The following is a 22,194-nucleotide window of genomic DNA, read 5'->3' on the forward strand; positions in this document are numbered from 1 at the left end:
GGCTTCACCAACTCGCCTGTAAGGGACTTGCACCCTCTGGAATAATATGATACCTTTCGTATCAGGTGCCCATACTGGGCGCACACCACACCCATAAGCCAGCTACGCCGCCTTATGGCTAAGTACGTTAATACCGCTACAAAATTATAAAATCCTCACCTCTACTCATCACTCAAACACTGCGTTGGGTTTACTTTTGCTGCTTTTACGGCCTGCATGCCCACGGTAAACCAAGCTATAAACAGCGCCAGCAAGCCGGCTCCTACAAAGTACCACAGCTTCAGCTCTATTCTGTAAGCAAAGTTCTGCAGCCAATACGTTACAAGCAGGTAACTGGCGGGCAGCGCAATAAGTATGGAAATGAGCACCAGTTTCGAGAAGTCCACAGACAGCAGGTAGGCAATACTAAACTCACTGGCGCCCAAAACCTTCCGGACACCAATTTCTTTCAGCCTTCTTTCTGCGGTAAAGGTGGCCAAACCAAAAAGGCCCAGGCAGGAGATCAGGATGGCCAGCCCGGCAAAGTATTTCGACAGCACCGCCACCCGTTGCTCTGCTGCATACAGGCTCTCATAATCTTCATTCAAGAATTTATAGTCGAGCTCAAAACCCGGGTTATACTTTTCATGCAGCTCCTGCAGCTGCGCAATGGCCTCATTTTCTCTACCGGCTTCCATCCTGGCCATTACCTTCATGGCTTGTTTGGGCTCCAGCCTGAAAAACATGGGTTTTACCTGCTCATGCAACGATTGGAAGTGGAAATCCTTTACCACCCCGATAATCTTTTTATCCTCCCCCCACAGGTTTACCGTTTTACCAACCGGGTCTTGCATGCCCATAGTGGCAATGGCTGTCTCATTAAAAACTATTTTAGCCGTGTCTGTCGCAAATTCCTTTGAGAAAGCCCGACCTGATTTTATACTTATCCCCAGCGTCTCGATCATGCCGTAGTTAACAGCTACCGTCTGGAAAGCAACGTCATCGTCCGGGTTTTTCCCGGGCCACGTTAGCCCGATGGTAGAGCCAATGTCCCCAATGATACTGCCGCCGCTGGAGGCGTTGGTAATACCCGGGATCTGCCTCACCTCCGACAGGAAAGGCTCCAGGTTCTGCTGCACTTTGCCCTCTGCAGAAAAGTATACAATGTTGTCTTTGTTATAGCCCAGGTTCTTGGTCTGCACATATTCTATCTGCTTGTACACCACCAGCACTGCCACAATAAGTATAACCGAGAGCGTGAACTGAAACACAACCAACCCTTTCCTGGCCCACATTTCTCCGCCCAGACCCTCGAGCCTGCCTCGCAGCACCTCCGCCGGCCTGAAACCCGAAAGGTACAAGGCCGGGTAGCTGCCGGCCAGAAGCCCCGTAATGCAGGCAATACCGAACGCCCCCAACACGAACTCCGGGGCAAAGGAAAGCGCGAGCTGCTTGCCTGTTATCGCATTAAAAGGCCCTATGGAAAGCTCCACGATGGTGAGGGCAAGTATGAGCGCTGCAAACGCCATCAGCAGCGACTCGCCCAGGTAATGCATTGCCAATGACGCCCGGCTGGCTCCCAAAGACTTTTTTATGCCAACTTCCTTTATTCTTCTGGATGCTTTTGCCGTGGACAGGTTCATGAAGTTGATGCACGCGATCAGAAGTATAAACACGGCAACAATAGAGAAAAGCCGCACATACGCTATACGCCCCCCTGCCTGTACGCCATTCTCGTAGGTCCCATACAGGTACCTATCTGAATACGGCCGGATGAGCAGCGAAACATTAGAGGTCGGCAGCTTTTGCTTGATGAAGCCGGTAATTTTCTGGTTGACCTGGCCTGGGTCCACGCCTTCCGCTAACAGCAGGTAAGTTTCGGCATTGTGGTTGTCCCAGTGGAGGCCATCGCCAAGCATATCCTTAAACTCCTCGAACGAGGCTAAAAAATCGAACTGTTTGGAGGAGTTGGCTGGCACGTTTTTGAACACACCGGTCACGACCACGGGCTTTCCGAAGTGCAGGATCTGCCATTTTATCGTTCTGCCTACTGCATTGGTGGTGCCGAACAGCTTCATGGCGAGCTCCTCAGATATAACGATGGCGCTTTTGCCTGCCAGCACCTGCTCTCTGTTGCCATGCAGCAGCGGGTACGAAAAGACATTAAAGAAATCCTTGCTAACAAACTGCCCGGAGGCATTGATATGATGGTTGTCATCGGAAACGACAAACTTGTCCGGGATGATGGAGGAGCTGACGGCATACTTCACCTCCGGCACTTCCTCGGCCAGGGTCTCTGCCAGAAGCCCGGGGCCAGCCTCCATCGTCGTAACCCCCTCGGCATTATCGTGGTTGGTCATCACCTGGAAAAGCCTGCTGTCATTCTCATGAAACCCATCCACCGACAGCTCATCGCTTACCCACAGAAAAATGAGCAGGGCACACGCTAACCCTGACGACAGGCCGATCAGGTTTATAAAGAAGGTGCTTTTAAACCGTTTGAAGTTTCTGTACATCAGAAGGAGGCTGTGCCGGATCATAGTTTCTGCTTTTAGGAGGCGTGAACAGTTAATACAATGGCTTGGCGTTAGCCAACAAACGTGCCATGTAAAAATATGGCTTTGCTGCCTGTTACGCCAGATTATAAATCAGGTGCTGTTCGATATCAGACAGCAGAACGTACGATACCGAACAAAAGAATCGCCTATAGCTGGCATAAAGTATAAAACACCAGCTACAGGCGACAGCTTTTTACTTTTATACTTATACTTTTACCTGTTCCTCTCTAAACTCCCGCATCCTCCTGAAATAGTCTCTTGCGGCAGCCATCACCTTTGGCGATAGCAGCAACGCCGAGACCATGGTAGGGATGGCCATCATGGCATACATGCCGTCGATGAGGGCGATAACGGCTGTAATGGTGGCCGTGGCTCCAAATACGATGGTCGTGACGTAGAAGTAGTTGTACAGGTGCTTATACCTGGCTCCAAACAGGTAGCTGAAGCACTTGGTGCCATAATAAGAGTATGAGAAAAGCGAAGTAAAGGCAAAAATCATCACGCACAGCACCAACACGTAATTGCCAAAGCCCGGCATGGCATTGTTAAAGGCTGTGGCCGTCATGGTTACGCCGCTGGCCCCGGAGGTTTGCCACGTGCCCGTCAGGATAATGGCCAGGCCGGTGAGGGTGCAGACCACGATGGTATCGATGAAAGGCCCGAGCATGGCCACCAGCCCCTCCCGGATCGGCTCGTCGGTTTTGGCTGCGCCGTGCATCATGGAGGCCGTGCCGATGCCCGCCTCGTTAGAGAAAGCGGCCCGCCTTGCACCTGCTATAATAATAGCGCCCACAGCACCGCCCAGCATCGATTTAGCGGTAAAAGCATCAGTAAAGATCAGCGCGAAAGCATCAGGTATATTGGCATAGTTGGCAAACATGATGTAGAACACGGCCAGCATATAGAGTACCACCATGCCCGGCACCATTTTGCCAGCCACATGCCCAATGCGCTGTATCCCCCCGAAAATCACCATAGAAGTAATCAGCACCAGCGACAACCCGATGGTCAGGTTGGTATAGAACGGATCGCCGGAGCTAAGGCCGTTGGGCTCGAGCACCACCTCGCGTATCACCTGTGTCAGTTGGTTTGCCTGGAAAATCGGCAGGGTGCCGAACAAGCCCGCAATGGCGAAGAAGGCCGCCAGCGGCTTCCACTTTTTGCCGAGCCCCGTTTCGATCACATACATCGGTCCACCCTCCAGATGCCCTTTGCTGTCGTGGCCGCGGTACATCACCGACAGCGAGCAGGTAAAGAACTTGGTGGCCATGCCCACAAAGGCGCTCACCCACATCCAGAACAGCACACCCGGCCCCCCGATGGCAATGGCCACCGCCACACCACTTATGTTACCCATACCCACGGTGGCAGCCAGCGCTGCAGAAAGTGCCTCAAAATGGTTAATATCGCCTGGGTCATCGGGGTCATCATACCTGCCGCGCAACACATCTATGGCATGGCGCAGGTACCGGAACGGCAGAAATCCGGAGTAAAGCATAAAATAGAAACCGCCCCCCATCAGCAAAACCAGCAAGGGCATACCCCAGGCAGCATCACTGAACGCCACCAAAATTTCCTCTAATCGTTTCAAATTCTATAAATTAGGTTTTAGGAAGTATAAATATAGGCACAAAAGCCGAAAAACCGTATGTATGCTACAAGCTAGTGGCTACAACAAGTATAGCCTGTGTTGCTGCAGCACATGAGCGGGCTTTTAAGCCAGTTGCTACCAAAAAGAAAGCACCATGTCAACTTACATACTCGTCATCACCCTGGTGGGTCTGGCCGCCCTGTCTATGGCCTGGGTGCCTGCCTTGCTCAAGCGAACCGCTATATCATACCCTATCCTGTTTTTGCTGCTCGGCATGCTGATTTACCTGCTGCCCGCCGAGTTGCCCATCCCGGACCCGATCTGGCAGGAGAACTATGTGGTACATCTTACAGAACTGAGCGTGATCATCTCGCTGATGGGCACCGGCCTGAAGATACGACGCAAGGTAAACTGGCGGAACTGGCAGGTGCCGCTGCGGCTGGTCAGCATCACTATGGTTCTGTGCATTGCCGGCCTGGCGCTGCTGGGCTGGGGCGTGCTGGGCATGACGGCTGCGGCAGCCATACTGCTGGGCGCTGTGCTGGCCCCCACCGACCCGGTGCTGGCAGAGCAGGTGCAGGTAGGCCCGCCGAATGAGGAGGAAGAGGACGATGTGCGTTTCTCGCTTACCGCCGAAGCTGGCCTGAACGATGGCATGGCCTTTCCGTTTACCTGGCTGGCCGTGGTATTAGCCATTGCCGCCAGCGCCACAGACTCTGAGTGGCTGAGTAACTGGCTGCTGCGCGATCTGCTGTACCGCATCGTTTCAGGGGTGGTGATCGGCTTTCTGATTGGCCGTGGGCTGGCTTACCTTATTTTCCAGCTCCCTAAATTTACCCGGTTTCCTAAGGCGGAGGAGGGGTTTCTGGCGCTGTCGGCCACGCTGGTGATTTACGGTGTTACCGAGATGGCGCACGGGTATGGCTTTATTGCCGTATTTGTGGGCGCTATTACCTTGAGTAGCTGCGAGCCGGAGCACGAATACCATACCGAGATGCACGATTTTGTGAACCAGGTAGAGCATATCCTGATGGTAATCCTGCTGATGCTGTTTGGCGGCAGCCTGGTATTCGGCTTACTGGACAACCTTACCTGGCAGGGAGCGGCAGTGGGTCTGGTGTTCCTGTTCATTATCCGGCCAGTGGCGGGTTTGCTGGGTATGTTGGGCATCACCATGCCGCTGCGCGAGAAAATGGCGATCAGCTTTTTCGGCATCCGGGGTATCGGTTCGTTTTTCTACCTCTCCTTTGCCCTGGATAAAGTTACTTTTGCAGACGCTGACCAGCTTTGGAGTGTGGTGGGTTTTATCGTAACGGTTTCCATCGTTCTGCACGGTATCACGGCCACTAAATCTATGGGTTACCTCGATTCTCTTCGCAACCGCGGCAACCAAAAGCGCATGCCCCGCAAAGAGGAAAAGGTATAGCCGCCGGTTCTCGTTTTATAGTTTATACTTTGGACTTCATACTTTATACTTTGCCCCATGCACCCACAGCTACAGCCCCTGCACTTGCCCGATGCCGACGTATACTTTGCCCCTGATTTTATACCATCCCCGGAGAGCGATGTATACTTTGAGCGGCTGATGCGGAAGGTGAACTGGCAGCAGGAAAGTATAAAAATGTTCGGCCGCGAGCTGCCTATGCCCCGCCTCACGGCCTGGTACGGCGATAAAAGCTATACTTACTCAGGGTTGCAGAACAAGCCGCAGCCCTGGCTGCCCGTGCTGCTGGAGCTACGGCAGAAAGTGGAGCAGGCCACCGGCCACAAGTATAACAGCGTGCTGCTGAACCTCTACCGCACCGGCCAGGATAGTATGGGTTGGCACGCCGACGACGAGCCGGAGCTGGGGCCGCAGCCAAGTATAGCTAGCCTGAGCCTGGGTGGCGAGCGCCGCTTCGCCTTTAAGCACCGCACCCGCAAAGACCTGAAATCTGTGCCACTTATACTTTCTGATGGCAGCCTGCTACTCATGCAGGGGCCAACGCAGCACCACTGGCTCCACCAGGTCCCCAAAACCCCCAAAACAGTGCAGCCGCGCATCAACCTTACGTTTCGGGATGTAATTGCCTGAGGGGCTTGCCAAAGCGCTTCGGAAACCTTTACTTTACAATACACATGAGGCTCTGCCCTGATACACTATGACCGAGAGAAAGAACATCGCCATTATGGGAGCTGGTTTGGTCGGCTCGCTGCTATCTTTGTACCTGGCCAAACGCGGCCACAAAGTAGACTTGTATGAGCGACGACCCGACCTGCGCAAAAACACCCTGGATGGCGGCCGTTCCATTAACCTCGCCCTCAGCGACCGCGGCTGGCGCGCCCTCCGGGGTATCGGTATCGAAGAGGATGTGCGCAAAGTAGCCATCCCGATGCACGGGCGCATGATGCACGACGAGCAGGGCAACCTCACCTTCCAGCCTTACGGCAAGGAGGGGCAATCCATTTACTCGGTCTCTCGCAGCGGCCTGAATGCGGCCCTCATGAACCTATCGGAACCTAACCCGGACATCACCTACCACTTTAGCCGGCAGGCCACCGACGTTAACCTGCGCACTAACGAGGTGCAACTGCTCAACCTGGAAACCGGTAACCCCGAAAACATACAGCCAGACCTGCTCTTCGGGGCAGATGGGGCTTTCTCGGTGGTGCGCGGCGCCATGCAGAAGACCGAGCGCTTTAACTATGCGCAATCATACTTAGAGTATGGCTACAAGGAACTCTCGATACCGCCAACCGCCGCTGGTGGCTGGGCCATAGAGAAGAACGCCCTGCACATCTGGCCGCGCGGCAAGTACATGATGATCGCCCTGCCGAACATAGACGGCAGCTTTACCTGCACCCTTTTCTTCCCGTATGATGGGGAGCAGTCGTTCGCCGCCATCAAAAACGAAGCCGACCTGATGGCTTTCTTCACGGAGGTGTTCCCGGATGCGGTGTCGCTGATGCCTACCCTGGCCCAGGATTATTTCTCTAACCCGATCGGATCACTGGTTACGGTAAAGTGCTTCCCGTGGAGCTACGAGGGCAAGTCGCTGCTGATCGGCGACGCCTGCCACGCGGTGGTGCCTTTCTACGGGCAGGGCATGAACGCCGGTTTCGAAGACATTACCGTGCTGGACCAGATGCTGGATAGCTTTGAGGGCGATGACTGGGAAGCCCTGTTTGAGGCCTTTGAGCGCCGACGCAAGCCAAACGCCGACGCCATTGCCGACCTGGCCGTGATGAACTTCATCGAGATGCGCGACAAGGTGGCGGACCCGCGCTTTTTGCTGCGCAAGAAGATCGAGGCCCGGATATCGCAGCAGTTCCCGGACAAGTGGATCCCGCTCTACTCCATGGTTACCTTCACCGACCTGCCCTACTCCTACGCCCTCGAAACCGGCCAGCAGCAGGACAAGATCATGAAGAAGGTGATGAAGCACATCCAAAGTATAGAAGACTACGACAAACCGGAGGTGCAGAGGCTACTGGAGAAGCAGCTCGTGCAGAAAGAGAAACTGAAGAAGTATAACGCCGCGATGGAAGTATAGCCATCCGTTATGTCGAATAATCTTATGGGAACTCCGGTTTATACTTCTGGCTGGTTACAGCAAGTATAAACCGGAGTTTTTGATTAGAAGTAATAACCGGTGATAAAGGAAACAGTGCCGGTAGTAGAGGTCAGGCTGGAGTTTAAAGAGTTTACCCGCTCAAAGTTGTGCACATCAAGGCCGTACTCATACCTTATTTCTGCCGACATTTTACTTTTTCGCAGGTTATACAAAAAGCCGGCCCCGGCTATAATGCCTGTCTGCCTGTTGGTGATAAACTCTTTATCGTCTTTATTGCGCACCTCAGGTGTGCTCTCCGCTGTTCTTCTTACATACTGCATATGCTTTATCTCGCGGTCCTGGAAAAAATTTAAGGCGATGCCGGCATTAGCGTAAGGTTGCAATGTTTTGGAGTTAAACTCATGCCGAACAGCCAGGTTTAGCTTCACGGCAGACATGCTTATCTCCATCTCATTTTCATAGAGAGTCCCGAACCAGTCATAGGAATTCTGATCCTCGAAACCCGTTTTAAAATAGTGTGTTTCCAGCTGCAGCGATGTATACTCACTCACGCGGGGAGAACGCAGGTTTAGCAGCAGGCCCCCCACCGGATACGTAGTGGCCCCAAAGTCTGAGTGCTCCAGGTGCAGGTAGCTCTCATCTTTGGCCGAGAAGCTTAACGACGTGTGGCTAACTCCCACAGCCACCCCCAACTCGGCCGCAAACCATGGCTTGCTCTCCTTAAACACCACCACAGGCGCCCCCGGAGAGCATTCGTTATACTCTTTAATCAGTCTTATGAGCGAGCTTTGTGTCAGACTTACCCTTTCTATCTTCTCAATCATCGGGATGCAGTCATTCATGTACTTGTTCAGCGTGGCGATATGCTTGTTGGCACGGGTTCTGTGCAATACGCCATCCTCGCTGTAGTACTCTCTGAACTCATGCACCAACTCTTCTATCCCCAAACCTTCTTTCTCTACATAGAAAGCACCGTTTAAAGTATAAAGGTTGATTTTGCTGCGCACAAGCTCCTCCATAAACACTGTTGCAGAATCTTCTTGCACATACTTGCTGGCGTAGTACCTATCGTTGGGGAAGCCATAAGCCATAACATCCTGCGGGGAGTAGGATACCACTGCCGCAGCCTCTGCACTTTTAAACTTGCAGACTTTAGTACTGAGCATATTGGAGCGATAGTCTACCCAACCGCTCAGGGTGTCTCCGGAGATTAGTACAACAAAGCCCGGCTTGAAGTCAGACTGCGCCTGGATAGACAGAGGATAAAGGACCATTACCATAAAGAGGCAGGCCATCAGCAAAGTATAAGTTCGTTTCATAGGTTAAATTTTGTCCCGAATATATTTATATTTTTTTATTCTGGACACTGCACGTTAATCAATTATTCCCTCCCCGAAAAAAGCCGGAGCCTCTCAAAGCAGCCTGGCTTACGTGGGCTTACAACTATTTCTGTTTTCTGTGTGTATAAAGCAAGTAACACTAACTTAGGTTGGTGCCAAACTCATTTATATTCACACCTTTAACACAAATCCCTGACTCTATGAATTTTATGCAAAAACTAAAAGGCGCTGCCTTTGCCGCGCTTATACTTGGTGCTACCCTGGCAGCACCAGCCGCTGTGGCACAAGAAACTACACCGCAGCCCCAGCAAGCCCAGCCTCAAAATTTCTCTGACGCAGACCTGCAGCAATTTGCAGACGCCATCACACGCCTGATGGTGGTGCAACAAGAAGGCGAAAAAGCCATGATGGGCATCCTGGAGGAGGAAAAGCTGAGCGTGGATAAATTTAACCAGATGGCGCAAGCCCACCAGGAGCAGAAGCTGGACGAGGTAGGAGCCACCGCCGAGGAGATGGCCGCCTTTAACAGCGCAGCGCAGCGTATGATGGAAATGCAGCCTACCCTGCAAAAAGACCTCGAGGCCGCCATACAGCAGGACGGCATGACACTGGAGAAGTATGAGCAGATTATGATGGCTTATCGCCAGGACCAGGGCGTGCAGCAGCGCGTTGACCTGCTGATGCAGGAGAAACAGAACTGATTTTTTTAACCGACAAGTATAAAAATGGCCGCCAGCAAACACTGGCGGCCATTTCTGTATAAAAAAAACTATGGTCTGATTATTCCTGTACGGGTTCTAGCGGCTCCTGCCCGTGGGCAAACTCCACAATGCGGAACGTGCGGGCCTTGCGATCGTAGTAGCCGTAGTGCAGTTTATCGCCGTAGCGGTACACCGTCTGGAACTCCGGCTCTGGCTTTAGGTTACGCTCGTACTCCTCCACGCGCTCCTGCAGTACCTCTACCTCACCCTCCTGCTCTACTTTGGTCAGGCTGTTGGCATCCAGCACTGTGTGGAAATAAGTGCTTATACCCGGGCCTGTTGGCATGTTGCCGCCCTGCCCCCATGGATCATAGAAATAGCGGCTGTAGTACGGCGAGTTCAGGTAATAGCTCGGGATGTTGTAAGCCGGTGTCCAACGGCCCGGTATCAGCAACAATCCACGCGACGTGCGCACGTAGCGGTCCGGGGTGCGCACCATGCGGCTGCGGTCATCGCGGTTGCTGCGCTCTGTGGGTGCTTTATAAGAACCAATGGTAAGCTGCAGGGTGCTGTCGCTGTAGGTATCCACTGTAATGGCAGGTATACCGCTGGCCAGGTTCTTCATCACCTTGTCCTCCTTCTCTATCACCTCATACCCTGACGAGAACAAGCCGCCCGCACCACGCTGATGTACTGGCGTAGATTTCAGGGCTATCTCCTCTTTATCGGTATAAGTATACTCTTTCAGGGGCTCCAGTGTGTTGAAGTCGAAGGCCGCCAGCACAAACTTATCTTTCTCCAGGTTCACGCGGAACAGCTTGTCCTGGTGCAGAAAGGAGTTAAAGCTTGGCTCGTTGCGCTGGTTGATGGCGGGCAGCGTGCGGTACGCCGTTTTCCCGGTGCTCCAATCCAGCGTCAGGATTTCTGTTGTTGTTTCTTTAGACGGTTTACCACGCAGCGAGTACCCGTCGAAGATCATGTGCAGTTTATCTCCGCGCGAGTAGATCTTGCTGCGGTGATGACCCGTGAACACGTTGCGCTCCAGATCAGGGTGCACATAGATCATACCCGACTCACGGGCGTAGCGGTCGCGGGTGCGGGGCATCTCCTCGGCCTTGAACAACTTGTAATCCATGGTTGCCACGTTCTCGTCTGAGTCGCGGTACAGGTGCAGGTTGCTGTCTTTGTCGGTGTAGAGCATGTAAAAGTGATCCTCATCGCCAAAGCCGCCCACAAAGGTTACGTTGCGAGGCAGTTTCAACTGCACATCCTGCAGGCTTCGGAAAGCCCCCGTGTGGCGGTTAATGGCAAAGGGACGCACATACTCACGGCGGCCATTGGTATAGCGGCTGTAGAAGATGAATTCATCTCCTGTTACACGGGTGCCCATCACCTGCGGGTCTCTGGAGTGCCGGTACGGGATCTCGTGCTGTGCCAGCTTCTCCCCTGAAGGTGAGATCATCGCGAAGTTCAGGTTGCCGCCCTGGTAGAAGTATACTACCACGTTACCTTCGTCATCTGCCACAGATACGAGGTCCTCGGCGCGGTTCATGGGTAGTTCTATATGTGCGAACTCTTTCTGGGCATGTGCTGCCGTGGCAAAGGCACCCACTAAGAGCAAGCTAAAGAGTAGTTTACGCATAATTTTAAGGATGAATTGTATATGTTTACAACGAGCAAATATTTAGCCAAAGTATAAAATTTAACAGGCAGAACAATAGAATTCAGAGTTTCTTCTGTTGATGACTTTGTAAGGTTAGGGATTATGTTGTGGGAGCGAGAAGATTTATACTTTGCAGCTGGTAACGTTCGCTGTTCCGGATAGCCTTGTCCGTGTAAGTCATAGTTTATACTTGCGTTATACTTTAGCCGCTGCTTCCTTCAACCCTTCTGGCGCAAGTCTTCAGACTTGTGTCTTACAATGATGTTGAGTTTGTAACGCAACTGTAGCCATACTTTATACTTTGGCTATACTTAATACCTGCCTTTCCCGCTGTTCCGGACATCCCTGTCCGGAACCTTTTTGCCGCGGATTTCCAAATCCGCATACTTATACTTCCATAGCCGCTGCTTCCTTCAACTCGAAACAAGCTATCCTCTCTAGCTACCTTTTATCCTTAGTCTTACGAACCTAAAGTTTCATTTCTGGCTTTGGCTCCCTCCAGCCCGGGAGGGCTCGTCTTCCCGCATCGCGCTGGGACCTTTTCCTTTGCTCCTGCGTCGCAATGCCTCGCTGCCGCTCGTCACCGGAAAAACTCGCATAGGCGCTCAACGGAAAGACTGGGATCAGTTTTCGATAGCCATTGCTATACCACTTGAACCGGACTCCCTCTCCTGTTCTGGGGGTAGGGGCCCTCGAGAAAAGGAGAGGGTTGAGGAGAGGTCAAAATCCCCTCTCGGGAGGGGCCAGGGGTGGGTTAATCATTCCAAAACTCTAAACCTCCAGTAATGTGGCCAGGGGTGGTTAGACTCGGTTTTGCCGAAAGCCCTGACTCAGACAGCTTATACTTTCTGATCTTTTGAAAAATTTACGGAAGGGCTGATTTTCATAAACTGCTCGCGTTTCAGGTTTAGCCACTCCAGGGCAGTGCCGCTCAGCATGCGCTCCTTGGTGGCCAGGTCGTACGGCATAGACTCGATCAGCTTGCCGGGCTCCAGCTCACCCAGGGGGAACGGGTAATCGGTACCCAAGGCTATTTTATCGGCCCCCACTAAGTTTACCAGGTACTCCAGCGCCAGCGGGTCATGCACCAGCGAGTCGAAGTAGAATTTGCCTAGGTACTCGCGCGGGTTCACATTGTTATCCACGGCGCAAAGGTCGGGGCGCACCTCGAAGCCATGGGCAATGCGCCCGATAGTCGACGGGAAGGAGCCTCCGCCGTGGGCAAACGCTACACGCAGGTTTGGCAGCCGCTCAAAAACACCTCCGAAGATCATAGAGCAAATCGCTACCGTGGTCTCGGCGGGCATGCCCACCAGCCAGGGCATCCAGTATTTGCTTGTGCGGTCTTTGCCCAGCATATCCCAGGGATGCACAAAAATGGCCGCGCCTAAATCCTGCGCAGCCTCAAAAATGGGGAACAGCTCCGCCGCATCCAGGTTCTGTCCGTTGATGTTCGTGCCGATCTGTATGCCCGGCATGCCCAGCTCCGTTACACAACGCTCCAGTTCCTTTATCGCAAGTTCGGTGTCCTGCATGGGCACGGTGCCCAGTCCAACAAAGCGGTCGGGGTAATCGGCCACGATGCCGGCGATATGGTCGTTGAGGATCTGCGAGAGGTCATAGGTGTGCTCCGGCTTGGCCCAGTAGTTGAACATCACCGGCACGGTGCTCAGTACCTGCACCCCCACCTGGTGGTGGCTGCACTCGTGCATGCGTACTTTGGGGTCCCAGCAGTTGTCCTGGATCTCGCGGAAGAACTTGTCGTCCATCATCATGCGGGCGCAGCAGGGCTTGTGGTGCTCCAGCCGGATGAAACCGCCATATCCGTAACGCTCGCGCAGGTTTGGCCACGTGGCAGGCAGAATATGCGTGTGGATATCTATTTTCAGCAGGTTATCAGCAGTAAGTATGGGTTTCTTGTCTTCCATGGTAGTAGTAAACGAACGAAAATGCGGCTACACTGCGTGCGGCGCTGCAAGGCAATCCAACAAGATAAGCATTTTATACTTTGTACGCACTCCAGACGCCAATGCTTATACTTGCTGCCAGTCTTTCCGGAGCAGGCCAAAGTATAGCAGGTCTACAAACCTTCCAGCTTTGAACTCGCGCTCACACAGCCGGCCCTCTAAGGTAAAGCCCAGCTTGCGCAGCACTTGCCCGGATGCCTCATTGCCTCCTTCCACTTCGGCCTCGATGCGGTTCAGGCCCAGCTGTTCAAAGCCATACTTCAGCACAGCCGCCGCAGCCTCGGAAGTATAGCCATGGCCCCAGTACGGTGGCAGCATCCAGAAGCCTATCTCCGCTTTCCGATGCTCCGCCTCCAGGTTATTCAGGCCACAGGCGCCTATCGGCCGGTCATCCTCTTTCAGAGAAAAGCACCACCAGGCGCCAGTACCGCTCTCCAGCAAATCCTTGTAAAAAGACATCTGCTCCTGCTCTACCTGCTCCAGCGTATCAAAATGCACGGCATAGTACTTCGTCACCCGTCTGTCAGACAGTCCCTGAAGTATAAACTCGACATCTGCGGGCTGTATGAGCCGCAGACGGAGGCGATCTGTGGTCAGCTCTTGGTGGGGCATAGGTTACCTGGCTGCCTCGGCTGGCTTTGCCGGCGGCTCCATCACAGTGCCGCAGTTGTTGCAGGTGCGGTGCTCCAGGTTGTCCCAGAAGTGGCTCATAATCACAGGCAGCTGCCCTACTATATCGCTCACGTCGGCATACTCCTCGTACAATTTGTTGCCGCAGTTCTCGCAGAACCACAGGAAACCGTCCTTTTCGCCGGGCTTTCGGTAACGCTCTATTACCAGGCCCACGGTGTTGGTCGGGCGCTGCGGAGAGTGCGGCACACGCGGCGGCAGCAGGAAAATCTCGCCCTCCTTTATCGGAATATCCACCGGTTTGCCATCCTCAATGATCTTTAGCACAATATCCCCCTCCAACTGATAGAAAAACTCCTCCCCCTCGTCGTAGTGGTAATCCTTACGCGCGTTGGGGCCGCCCACCACCATCACAATAAAGTCGTCGTTGCCTTTAAAAACCTGCTGGTTGCCTACCGGGGGCTTCAGCAGGTGGCGGTGTTCGTCAATCCATTTTTTAAAGTTGAAAGGTTTTGCGATAGCCATAGTTTTAGTTTTGAGGTTGATTGTTTGAAAGTACGCATTTTCCGGCAAACATGGTAGCCTGCCACGCAAGTGTGGCTATGCTTCTTTGTGGGGATTTCCGTACATTTAGCCTATGGACTTAAACCTGAAGAACAAACGGGCCCTGGTGTGCGGCAGCACGCAGGGCATCGGCAAAGCAATAGCCATAGAACTGGCACAACTGGGGGCCAGCATCACCCTGATAGCCCGCAACGAGGAGAAGCTGCAGCAGGTAGCCCAGGAGCTGGACACGCAGCAGGGGCAGCAGCACGACTACATCATCGCTGATTTCGCTAACCCTTACGACCTGAACATACAAGTGCAGGCTTACCTAAAGGAGCAGCCGGAGGTGCACATACTGGTGAACAACACCGGCGGACCGGCGGGCGGACCAATCACCGAAGCCATTTCGGATGAGTTCATAGATGCCTTTCATCAGCACCTGATCGCCAACCACCTGCTGGCCAAAGCCGTTATTCCCGCCATGCAACAGGCAAAGTATGGCCGCATTATCAACATCATCAGCACCTCGGTAAAGCAGCCGCTGCATGGCCTGGGCGTGTCCAACACCATTCGTGGGGCAGTGGCCAGCTGGGCCAAAACCATGGCCAACGAGCTGGGTCAATTCGGCATTACGGTGAACAACGTGCTGCCGGGCGCCACGCGCACCGGAAGGCTGGAGTCCATCATCGAGAACAAGGCGAAGAAAACGTCCACGGAGGTGGATGCCATCGAGGAAAGCATGATGAAGGAAATACCGGCCCGCCGCTTTGCAGAACCTGAGGAAGTAGCCGCCGCAGCTGCTTTCTTGGCGACTCCGGCCGCGGCTTACATCAATGGCATTAACGTGCCGGTGGATGGCGGCAGGACGGGGTGTTTGTAATTGTTGATTGATAATTGTTATGGGTAGTTTAACCCCTCCCACGAGTTTTCAACTCGTAGTTTGCCATGACGGCAAGCTTTCAGCTTGCATTAAGCAATAGGAAGGTTATAGTTTATAACGCAAGCTGAAAGCTTGCCTCAAAAAGGGCCACAAGATGAAATCTTGCGGCAGAAATGGGTGGTTGGATTCCCATTCCTAATTCCTAATTTTTAATTCTTAATTGATTATCCCGTGAAGCTTCAGAACTACATAAACGGCCAACTGGTTGAGCCTGTGGCAGGGCAGTACATCGATAACTATAACCCGGCAACCGGCGAAGTATACTCCTGTATTCCGGACTCGGATGAGCAGGATGTGGAGCTGGCAGTGAAGGCGGCGCAAGCAGCATTCACTGCGTGGGCCAACACCACCGCCGAGAAGCGGGGCCGCATTCTGATGCGCATCGCTGACCTGATTGACCAGAACCTGGACCGCCTGGCTGAAGCCGAATCGATTGACAACGGGAAGCCACTAAAGCTGGCGAAAACCGTGGATATTCCGCGCGCCAGCAGCAACATGCGCTTTTATGGCACGGCCATCCAGCACTTCGCCTCCGAGGCGCATTACATGGAGGGCACCGAGGCCATCAACTATACCGTGCGCCACCCGCATGGTGTGGCTGGCTGCATCTCGCCCTGGAACCTGCCTTTATACTTGTTCACCTGGAAGATCGCCCCTGCCCTGGCCGCCGGCAACTGCGTGGTGGCCAAACCATCCGAAGTAACCCCCATGACGGCCTACCTGCTCTCAGAAATCTGCATGGAGGCAGGCCTTCCGGCTGGCGTACTAAACATCGTGCACGGTTACGGGCATAAAGTGGGCGCGGCTATCGTTTCGCATCCAAAGGTGCCGGTTATCTCGTTTACCGGGGGCACCACTACCGGAAAAAGTATAGCAGCCACGGCAGCGCCTATGTTCAAGAAGCTTTCGTTGGAGCTGGGCGGCAAAAACCCGAACATCATCTTTGCCGATTGCGACTTTGATAACGCGCTTTATACTTCTGTGCACTCGTCGTTTGCCAACCAGGGGCAGATTTGCCTTTGCGGCTCCCGCATCTTCATCGAGCGGCCGCTGTACGATAAGTTTAAAGAGGCGTTTGTAGAAAAAGTAAAGGCCTTGACGGTAGGCGACCCGCTGGAGGACGGCACCAAAGTAGGCGCGGTAGTATCGGAGCAGCACATGCAAAAGGTGCTCTCTTACATAGAACTGGCCAAAGAAGAGGGCGGCACCATACTTGCCGGCGGACACCAGGTGCAGGTGGAGGGACGCTGCGCCAAAGGCTGGTTTATCGCCCCTACCATCATCGAGGGCCTTTCAGCGGAGTGCCGCACCAACACCGAGGAGATTTTTGGCCCGGTAGTAACCCTCATTCCGTTCGACGCGGAGGAAGAGGTAATTGAGTATGCCAACTGCACCGCCTACGGCCTCTCCGCCACCATCTGGACCCAAAACCTGACCCGTGCGCATCGTGTGGCACACCAGCTGCACTCAGGCATCGTCTGGATCAACACCTGGCTCCTGCGCGACCTGCGTACGCCATTCGGCGGCATGAAAAGCTCCGGCGTTGGCCGTGAGGGCGGTTTTGAGGCGCTACGCTTCTTTACCGAACCGCAGAATGTTTGCGTGAAGTTGTAGCGATGGGGCCTGTACCTATCTATACCTCAATTGAAGAAACATACAGGCAGCTTCTTTTCATAGACAGGTACGTTGTTTCTATCTCAAACAGAAGAAACATACGGAGGGCGATTTTCTTTTTAGCGCTTACGTTGGCTTCCCTCCTGCTTTTCTTTTTTTCTGAAAATAATATTGGCGCAGTCGGGGTATTTGCGCTGCCGTTCTGGTGGGTTGGTTTTGGAATGTACCTGCTTTACTTGAAATGGAAGACGCATAAGCGCAGAACCGGCATCCTAAGGCAGCTTGCAGAGGACAGTGTGCAGGCGTTTACCACAAAGCCAGCTCTCACCTATACAGAGGAAGAGGTAAGTATAAGCTATGCTCAGAATGTAAACACCGTTAAGTGGAGTGATTTTAAGTCTTATCTGGAAGAGGAGGACACGATTTACCTGTTACAAGAGCACCCATACCTGGCCTGGTCATTCTCTGAAAAAGAGATAGGGGCCGCTGTTTTTAACCTGAAAGAGCTGGCCCGACAGAAGCTTCCCCTGCTAAAGTGAACGCAAGGTAATTCCGTGTAAGCATACTAGCCAAAAGTATACTTTCGCTAGTTAGCTGCAACATTTCGCGGCAAACCGGCTATACTTTGTGTGAGGGGCTTGTTGATACCCTCTCCTACTTATGCGCTCAGCCGGACGTTCACATAAAGCCGCCGTACCGTTTATACTTGCCCAGCTTCAGGTAAGTGAGGATGAGCTGCGCGCGCAGGGGCTGGAGGCAAAGACCCTAACTGCCATCTACAACGACTATACCAACCGCCTGCAGGAGCTGGAGGATATCGCCCAGTTGGTAACCACCACCCTGCGGCGGCAACAGGACGCGCACGCCGTGCGGCACCGGGTGAAGGAGCCGCTGCACCTGCTTAAAAAGATCATCCGCAAAAAGAAAGAGTACCCCGACAGGCACCTGGATGTCCATAATTACCTGGAGTATATCAATGATTTGGTGGGAGTGCGCACCCTGCACCTGTACAAGGAGGCCTGCCACAGCATTGGAGAGTACATACAGCAGGTATGGGAGCTGAAGCGGACGCCGTATGCCTACGTCAGCAATGAGCAAGCCACACGAACCAGGTTGTTTGCCGCCAGCCAGTACAATGTGATAGTTAACGACCGCGGGTACGAAGCCCAGCACTTTATCCTGAAAGTAAAGCCCAACCGGCAGCAGTACCTGGTAGAAGTGCAGGTAAAAACGCTGTTGGAGGAAGGCTGGAGCGAAATAGACCACTGCATCCGGTATCCCGACCATGAGCCCAATGAGCTGCTGAACAGGCTGCTCTGGCTCCTGGGCCAGTTTACTATGAAAGCGGATGCCGTAGCTTCCCAGATCCAGGCGCTTGCCGAGGAGCTGCACAAGTATAACCACCCACAAGCCCAGCCCGAGGTAACAGTTGCCCAGCTCCGCAGCCACATAGAGGCACTGCCCATAGATGAGCAGGAAAAGCAGTACCTGTACGCTTGCCTGGCCAAACAAACGGGTACTTAACCAATTGCTTACTTTTTGTCGGGCACCAGGTTATGTGCCACCAATGTCCACTGCCCGTCCAGCATTTTCCATACTTTCAGGTAGTGCCCCCTCTCCTCGCCTTTTTCGGAGGGTTGGGTGTAGCTGCCGTAAGTATAAGCCATGTCTGCGGCCGGCGAAAGCTCGTGCCCCAGGTTGGTATACACCACGTTAGCGGCCGGCTCTATACTTGCGTCTTTATACTTGTAGGGATACTCGCCATGGCGGTAAATCAGCGTCTCGGCAAAGTATGGCTGCACCTGCTGCACATCTTTCGTCAGGAGTTCCTCTTTTGCGCCCTTTGCTTTTTTAGATTTTGTGTTGGCAGGAATGGGCTGGTAGGTTTCTTCCTTCAGCAGATTTGGCGAGAAGGAGTTACCCATATCAATCGCCACTTTCCACTGCCCGTCCGGCTGCTTGCGCCACACCGACAGGTAAAAGCCTGCACCAACCGCTTTCTCGGCATCTGCACTTGGCTTGAGTTGGTAAGGCCCGGTGGTGTAACCCCAGTCCAGGGAGCTGGCGATGTCGGCGAAGGCAGGATACCAGCTAAGATAGGCTGTACTGGCAGGGGCGGCGGCATAAAGTTTATGTGCGTTGGTAGGCGTTGGGGCAAACACCAGCCCATCTTCGGCGAGGTGTTGCATAAAAGCATGGCTGATACCTTTTACCTCGGATGTGGCCGAGAAGGCGCGCTCAGCGTTGGACAGGCTTTCAAGGGCTTTGTCGCGGGGAGTATTTTTAGTTTGGTAAGCGCACAACAAAAGCGCCAGCAATAGAAATGCGGTATTCTTCATAGTTTTAAGTGATTTGTGTGGCAGGTAATAAGGCCAAATATAGCTGATATTATCACACCCATATCAGGCAATCACTTAAAATTTAAGCACTTACACCTTTGTTTATACTTTAAACCGAAGTTTTAAAACGGCAACCCCTGTAAAAAGAAAAGGCCCACCGTTTCCGGCGGGCCTTTTATACTTGGATTTATACTTTGCTTACTGGTTTACCTCGGTTGGGTTGATCAGCTTGCGCTCCAGGAAGTTCGTCATCATGTTAAAGCGATGGATGGAAGTTACGCCGCCTCCAACGCCGTGGTTACGGTTCGGGTAGTAGAAGCTCTCGAACTGCTTGTTGGCGCTGATCAGGGCATCCTGCATCGCTACCGCGTTCTGGAAGTGCACGTTATCATCGCCGGTACCGTGGATCAGCAGCAGGTCGCCCTGCAGTTTGTCGGCAAACATCAGCGGTGAGTTGTCATCGTAGCCAGCGGCGTTCTCCTGCGGTGTTTTCAGGAAGCGCTCGGTGTACACGCTATCATAGTATCTCCAGCTGGTAACCGGAGCCACTGAAATGCCGGCACGGAACACGCCCTCGCCTTTGGTCAGGCCCAGCAGTGTCATGTAGCCGCCAAAGCTATGGCCCCAGATGCCGATGCGGTTTTTGTCTACGTAAGACTGGTTACCCAGCCACTTGGCGGCGTCAATCTGGTCCTGGATTTCATACTTGCCCAGGTTGGCGTAAGTCGATTTCTTGAAGGCAGCGCCACGGGCACCTGTACCGCGGTTGTCCACGCTCACCACGATCAAACCTTTGTCGGCCAGCACCTGGTACCACAAGTAGTTCGTGCCGCCCCAGCTGTTGGTAACCGTCTGCGAGCCCGGACCACCGTAAACGAACATCAGCACAGGGTATTTCTTGTTCGGGTCGAAATCCGTTGGCTTGATCATCCAGCCGTTCAGCTTGGTACCGTCCGGCGTGTTCATGGTAAAGAACTCCTGCTTGGCCATGTCGTACTGCGCCAGCGTGTTCTTCAGTTTTTCGTTATCCTCCAGCACCTTTATCAGCTTGCCGTCTTTTGCCGTGTGCAGGCTAACAGTTGGCACCTCGTTGGCGGCAGAGGCATAATCCAGGTAATACTTGAAGTCGTTGCTCATGTTTACGCGGTGCGTGCCGGCTTCCTGCGTCAGGCGCTCTTTCTTTTTGCCTTTGCTGCTGATGCTGTACAGGTGGCGCTCCAGCGGCGACACCTCCGTAGACATGTAGTACAGGCGATCGTTTTTCTCGTCGTAGCCCACGTACTCGCTCACCTCCCAGTTGCCATTCGTGATCTGGCGCACCAGTTTGCCGCTCATATTGTAAAGGTACAGGTGGTTAAAGCCTTTCACCTCTGAAGAATGGATGAAGTGCTTGCCATCTTTCAGGTAAGTCAGGTCGTCGGTGATATCGATATAGGCTTTGTCCGTCTCCTTCAATACCACATCCGATTTTCCGGTGGTGGCGTTGGCATGCAGGATCTCCAGCGTGTTCTGCAGGCGGTTAAGTTTCTGGATAGAAAGCAGGTTCGGGTTGTTTGTCCACTTGATGCGCGGCAAGTAAATATCTTCTTCTTTGCCGGTGTCCATCTTCACGGTTTTGCCGCTGGCCACGTCATACACGGATACTTTTACCTTAGAGTTTGCCTCGCCGGCCTTCGGGTACTTGAACTTGTAATCCTCCGGGTAAAGATCACCCCACATCTGCATGTTAAACTCCGGCACGTTGGTCTCATCAAACGTATAGAAAGCGATCTTCTTTCCGTCTGGAGACCAGTGGAAGCCCTTCGCGAAGCTAAACTCTTCCTCGTACACCCAGTCGGCGTAACCGTTGATGATGGAGTTGAACTTGCCGTCTGTGGTGATCTGGGTCTCCTGCATGTTGCTCAGGTCCGTTACAAACATGTTGTTCTCACGGGCAAAGGCAACGCGCTTGGCATCCGGCGAGAAGGAAGCGTACAGCTGTTTGCCACCGTCGCTCAGCTTGGTCAGTTTTTTAGAAGCGATGTCATAGATGTAAAACTCCGCCTTGGAAGAACGGCGATAGATCTGCTCCGACTCCGTGGAGAACAGCACCTTCTGCTCATCCGAGGAGAACGTATAACCATCGTACTGGATAGGCTTGTCGCTGCCCTCCGGCACCAGGTTCTCGCCCTCGATAATGGTGTTTACCGGCTTCCCTGTGGTTACATCATACTTTACGATGTCATATACTTTGTTTTGCTCGTCTGGCACCTGCGAGCTGTAGTAACGGCCATCGTTCATCCAGTTCACCCCGTACACCGATTTGGCACGAAAGGTACCCTTCTGGTAGATGTCCTCCAGGGTGATGTCCTTTTTTTGCTGGGCCTGCGCCACAAACGCGAAGCACAGGAGCACGGCAGCCAAAAGGTTTGCTCTAAGTCTGATATGCATGTTTTTTGGTTTAGTTATAGTTTAGCTCCTCTAAGTTAGGAGAATAATATGGTTTCGCCATAAGTCTGTAGCCAAAACCATACCTGTAGCTGTTTTAGGGAGGTATTTATGCTTTTTTGCTGGTGTTGATCTTTGGTTTATACTTTGGCTGTTCCGGACATCCTTGTCCATGTAAGTCATAGATTATACTTTAGCCGCCGCTTCCTTCAACTCGAAACAAGCTATCCTTTTCTGCTTCTGTTCATCCTCAGTCCTACAAACCTATCGTTTCACCTCTGGCTTTGGCTCCCTCAAGCCCGGGATGGCTCGTCCTCGGGCATCGCGCTGGGAGCTTTTCCTTTG

At 53.2% G+C, this 22,194-nt stretch carries 17 protein-coding genes; 8 read left to right on the forward strand and 9 right to left on the reverse strand.

What is annotated here, in order from left to right:
• Positions 1 to 161 precede the first annotated feature (161 nt).
• Entirely contained in the window at positions 162 to 2,519 is a 2,358-nt protein-coding gene (locus OO017_RS10675) for an ABC transporter permease (RefSeq protein WP_266052478.1), read from the reverse strand.
• 223 nt (positions 2,520 to 2,742) lie between these two features.
• Positions 2,743 to 4,077 (reverse strand): alanine/glycine:cation symporter family protein, encoded by a 1,335-nt coding sequence (locus OO017_RS10680; RefSeq protein ID WP_439651308.1) that lies wholly within the window; start codon positions 4,075 to 4,077, stop codon positions 2,743 to 2,745.
• Between the two features lie 205 nt (positions 4,078 to 4,282).
• On the opposite strand from OO017_RS10680, the gene OO017_RS10685 reads away from it, so the two are divergent.
• The 3 genes from OO017_RS10685 to OO017_RS10695 all read left to right on the forward strand — a co-directional run bounded on the left by OO017_RS10685 (position 4,283) and on the right by OO017_RS10695 (position 7,661).
• Positions 4,283 to 5,554, forward strand: coding sequence for a cation:proton antiporter (locus tag OO017_RS10685; RefSeq protein WP_266052480.1), 1,272 nt, complete (start codon positions 4,283 to 4,285; stop codon positions 5,552 to 5,554).
• A 57-nt stretch (positions 5,555 to 5,611) separates the two neighbouring features.
• Positions 5,612 to 6,202 (forward strand): alpha-ketoglutarate-dependent dioxygenase AlkB family protein, encoded by a 591-nt coding sequence (locus tag OO017_RS10690; protein ID WP_266052481.1) that lies wholly within the window; start codon positions 5,612 to 5,614, stop codon positions 6,200 to 6,202.
• Between the two features lie 67 nt (positions 6,203 to 6,269).
• The gene (locus tag OO017_RS10695) at positions 6,270 to 7,661 is read left to right on the forward strand and encodes an FAD-dependent oxidoreductase (protein ID WP_266052482.1); all 1,392 of its coding nucleotides are present in this window, start codon (positions 6,270 to 6,272) and stop codon (positions 7,659 to 7,661) included.
• A gap of 83 nt (positions 7,662 to 7,744) precedes the next feature.
• Here OO017_RS10695 and OO017_RS10700 read toward each other — a convergent pair whose 3' ends face one another.
• Positions 7,745 to 9,001 (reverse strand): PorT family protein, encoded by a 1,257-nt coding sequence (locus OO017_RS10700; protein WP_266052483.1) that lies wholly within the window; start codon positions 8,999 to 9,001, stop codon positions 7,745 to 7,747.
• Positions 9,002 to 9,222: 221 nt separating this feature from the next.
• Here OO017_RS10700 and OO017_RS10705 point away from each other — a divergent pair, with 221 nt between their 5' ends.
• The gene (locus tag OO017_RS10705) at positions 9,223 to 9,723 is read left to right on the forward strand and encodes a DUF4168 domain-containing protein (protein ID WP_266052484.1); all 501 of its coding nucleotides are present in this window, start codon (positions 9,223 to 9,225) and stop codon (positions 9,721 to 9,723) included.
• Between the two features lie 79 nt (positions 9,724 to 9,802).
• Here the strand turns inward: OO017_RS10705 and OO017_RS10710 are convergent, their stop codons facing one another.
• The 4 genes from OO017_RS10710 to OO017_RS10725 form a co-directional block, all read right to left on the reverse strand.
• Positions 9,803 to 11,365, reverse strand: coding sequence for a hypothetical protein (locus tag OO017_RS10710; RefSeq protein WP_266052485.1), 1,563 nt, complete (start codon positions 11,363 to 11,365; stop codon positions 9,803 to 9,805).
• An 860-nt stretch (positions 11,366 to 12,225) separates the two neighbouring features.
• A complete protein-coding gene (locus OO017_RS10715; protein ID WP_266052486.1) occupies positions 12,226 to 13,314 on the reverse strand; it encodes an amidohydrolase family protein in 1,089 nt (362 codons plus the stop codon).
• Positions 13,315 to 13,419: 105 nt separating this feature from the next.
• The gene (locus OO017_RS10720; RefSeq protein WP_266052487.1) at positions 13,420 to 13,965 is read right to left on the reverse strand and encodes a GNAT family N-acetyltransferase; all 546 of its coding nucleotides are present in this window, start codon (positions 13,963 to 13,965) and stop codon (positions 13,420 to 13,422) included.
• Between the two features lie 3 nt (positions 13,966 to 13,968).
• Positions 13,969 to 14,508: a 3-hydroxyanthranilate 3,4-dioxygenase gene (locus tag OO017_RS10725; RefSeq protein ID WP_266052488.1), complete on the reverse strand. Its 540-nt coding sequence runs from the start codon at positions 14,506 to 14,508 to the stop codon at positions 13,969 to 13,971.
• 112 nt (positions 14,509 to 14,620) lie between these two features.
• Between OO017_RS10725 and OO017_RS10730 the strand changes: the two genes are divergently transcribed.
• The 4 genes from OO017_RS10730 to OO017_RS10745 all read left to right on the forward strand — a co-directional run bounded on the left by OO017_RS10730 (position 14,621) and on the right by OO017_RS10745 (position 18,607).
• Complete coding sequence (locus tag OO017_RS10730) at positions 14,621 to 15,409, forward strand: SDR family oxidoreductase (protein ID WP_266052489.1); 789 nt, start codon at positions 14,621 to 14,623, stop codon at positions 15,407 to 15,409.
• Positions 15,410 to 15,640: 231 nt separating this feature from the next.
• Positions 15,641 to 17,083, forward strand: a complete 1,443-nt coding sequence (locus tag OO017_RS10735; RefSeq protein WP_266052490.1) for an aldehyde dehydrogenase — start codon at positions 15,641 to 15,643, stop codon at positions 17,081 to 17,083.
• A gap of 236 nt (positions 17,084 to 17,319) precedes the next feature.
• Positions 17,320 to 17,622: a hypothetical protein gene (locus tag OO017_RS10740; RefSeq protein WP_266052491.1), complete on the forward strand. Its 303-nt coding sequence runs from the start codon at positions 17,320 to 17,322 to the stop codon at positions 17,620 to 17,622.
• A gap of 121 nt (positions 17,623 to 17,743) precedes the next feature.
• Positions 17,744 to 18,607, forward strand: a complete 864-nt coding sequence (locus tag OO017_RS10745) for a RelA/SpoT domain-containing protein (RefSeq protein ID WP_266052492.1) — start codon at positions 17,744 to 17,746, stop codon at positions 18,605 to 18,607.
• Positions 18,608 to 18,615: 8 nt separating this feature from the next.
• On the opposite strand, the gene OO017_RS10750 is transcribed toward OO017_RS10745, so the two are convergent.
• Both OO017_RS10750 and OO017_RS10755 read right to left on the reverse strand, forming a co-directional pair.
• On the reverse strand, positions 18,616 to 19,422 hold the full coding sequence (locus OO017_RS10750) for a YybH family protein (RefSeq protein WP_266052493.1): 807 nt from the start codon (positions 19,420 to 19,422) through the stop codon (positions 18,616 to 18,618).
• A gap of 198 nt (positions 19,423 to 19,620) precedes the next feature.
• On the reverse strand, positions 19,621 to 21,852 hold the full coding sequence (locus OO017_RS10755) for a S9 family peptidase (protein WP_266052494.1): 2,232 nt from the start codon (positions 21,850 to 21,852) through the stop codon (positions 19,621 to 19,623).
• Between the last annotated feature and the right edge of the window lie 342 nt (positions 21,853 to 22,194).

The organism is Pontibacter anaerobius (assembly GCF_026241195.1).
GTDB classification, from domain to species: Bacteria; Bacteroidota; Bacteroidia; order Cytophagales; family Hymenobacteraceae; genus Pontibacter; species Pontibacter anaerobius.

Excerpts from the sequence above, each read along its gene's own strand:
- OO017_RS10675 (WP_266052478.1), bottom strand. The coding sequence starts at position 2,519 with ATGATCCGGCACAGCCTCCTTCTGATGTACAGAAACTTCAAACGGTTT.
- OO017_RS10680 (WP_439651308.1), bottom strand. The coding sequence starts at position 4,077 with ATGCCCTTGCTGGTTTTGCTGATGGGGGGCGGTTTCTATTTTATGCTT.
- OO017_RS10685 (WP_266052480.1), top strand. The coding sequence starts at position 4,283 with ATGTCAACTTACATACTCGTCATCACCCTGGTGGGTCTGGCCGCCCTG.
- OO017_RS10690 (WP_266052481.1), top strand. The coding sequence starts at position 5,612 with ATGCACCCACAGCTACAGCCCCTGCACTTGCCCGATGCCGACGTATAC.
- OO017_RS10695 (WP_266052482.1), top strand. The coding sequence starts at position 6,270 with ATGACCGAGAGAAAGAACATCGCCATTATGGGAGCTGGTTTGGTCGGC.
- OO017_RS10700 (WP_266052483.1), bottom strand. The coding sequence starts at position 9,001 with ATGAAACGAACTTATACTTTGCTGATGGCCTGCCTCTTTATGGTAATG.
- OO017_RS10705 (WP_266052484.1), top strand. The coding sequence starts at position 9,223 with ATGAATTTTATGCAAAAACTAAAAGGCGCTGCCTTTGCCGCGCTTATA.
- OO017_RS10710 (WP_266052485.1), bottom strand. The coding sequence starts at position 11,365 with ATGCGTAAACTACTCTTTAGCTTGCTCTTAGTGGGTGCCTTTGCCACG.
- OO017_RS10715 (WP_266052486.1), bottom strand. The coding sequence starts at position 13,314 with ATGGAAGACAAGAAACCCATACTTACTGCTGATAACCTGCTGAAAATA.
- OO017_RS10720 (WP_266052487.1), bottom strand. The coding sequence starts at position 13,965 with ATGCCCCACCAAGAGCTGACCACAGATCGCCTCCGTCTGCGGCTCATA.
- OO017_RS10725 (WP_266052488.1), bottom strand. The coding sequence starts at position 14,508 with ATGGCTATCGCAAAACCTTTCAACTTTAAAAAATGGATTGACGAACAC.
- OO017_RS10730 (WP_266052489.1), top strand. The coding sequence starts at position 14,621 with ATGGACTTAAACCTGAAGAACAAACGGGCCCTGGTGTGCGGCAGCACG.
- OO017_RS10745 (WP_266052492.1), top strand. The coding sequence starts at position 17,744 with ATGCGCTCAGCCGGACGTTCACATAAAGCCGCCGTACCGTTTATACTT.
- OO017_RS10750 (WP_266052493.1), bottom strand. The coding sequence starts at position 19,422 with ATGAAGAATACCGCATTTCTATTGCTGGCGCTTTTGTTGTGCGCTTAC.
- OO017_RS10755 (WP_266052494.1), bottom strand. The coding sequence starts at position 21,852 with ATGCATATCAGACTTAGAGCAAACCTTTTGGCTGCCGTGCTCCTGTGC.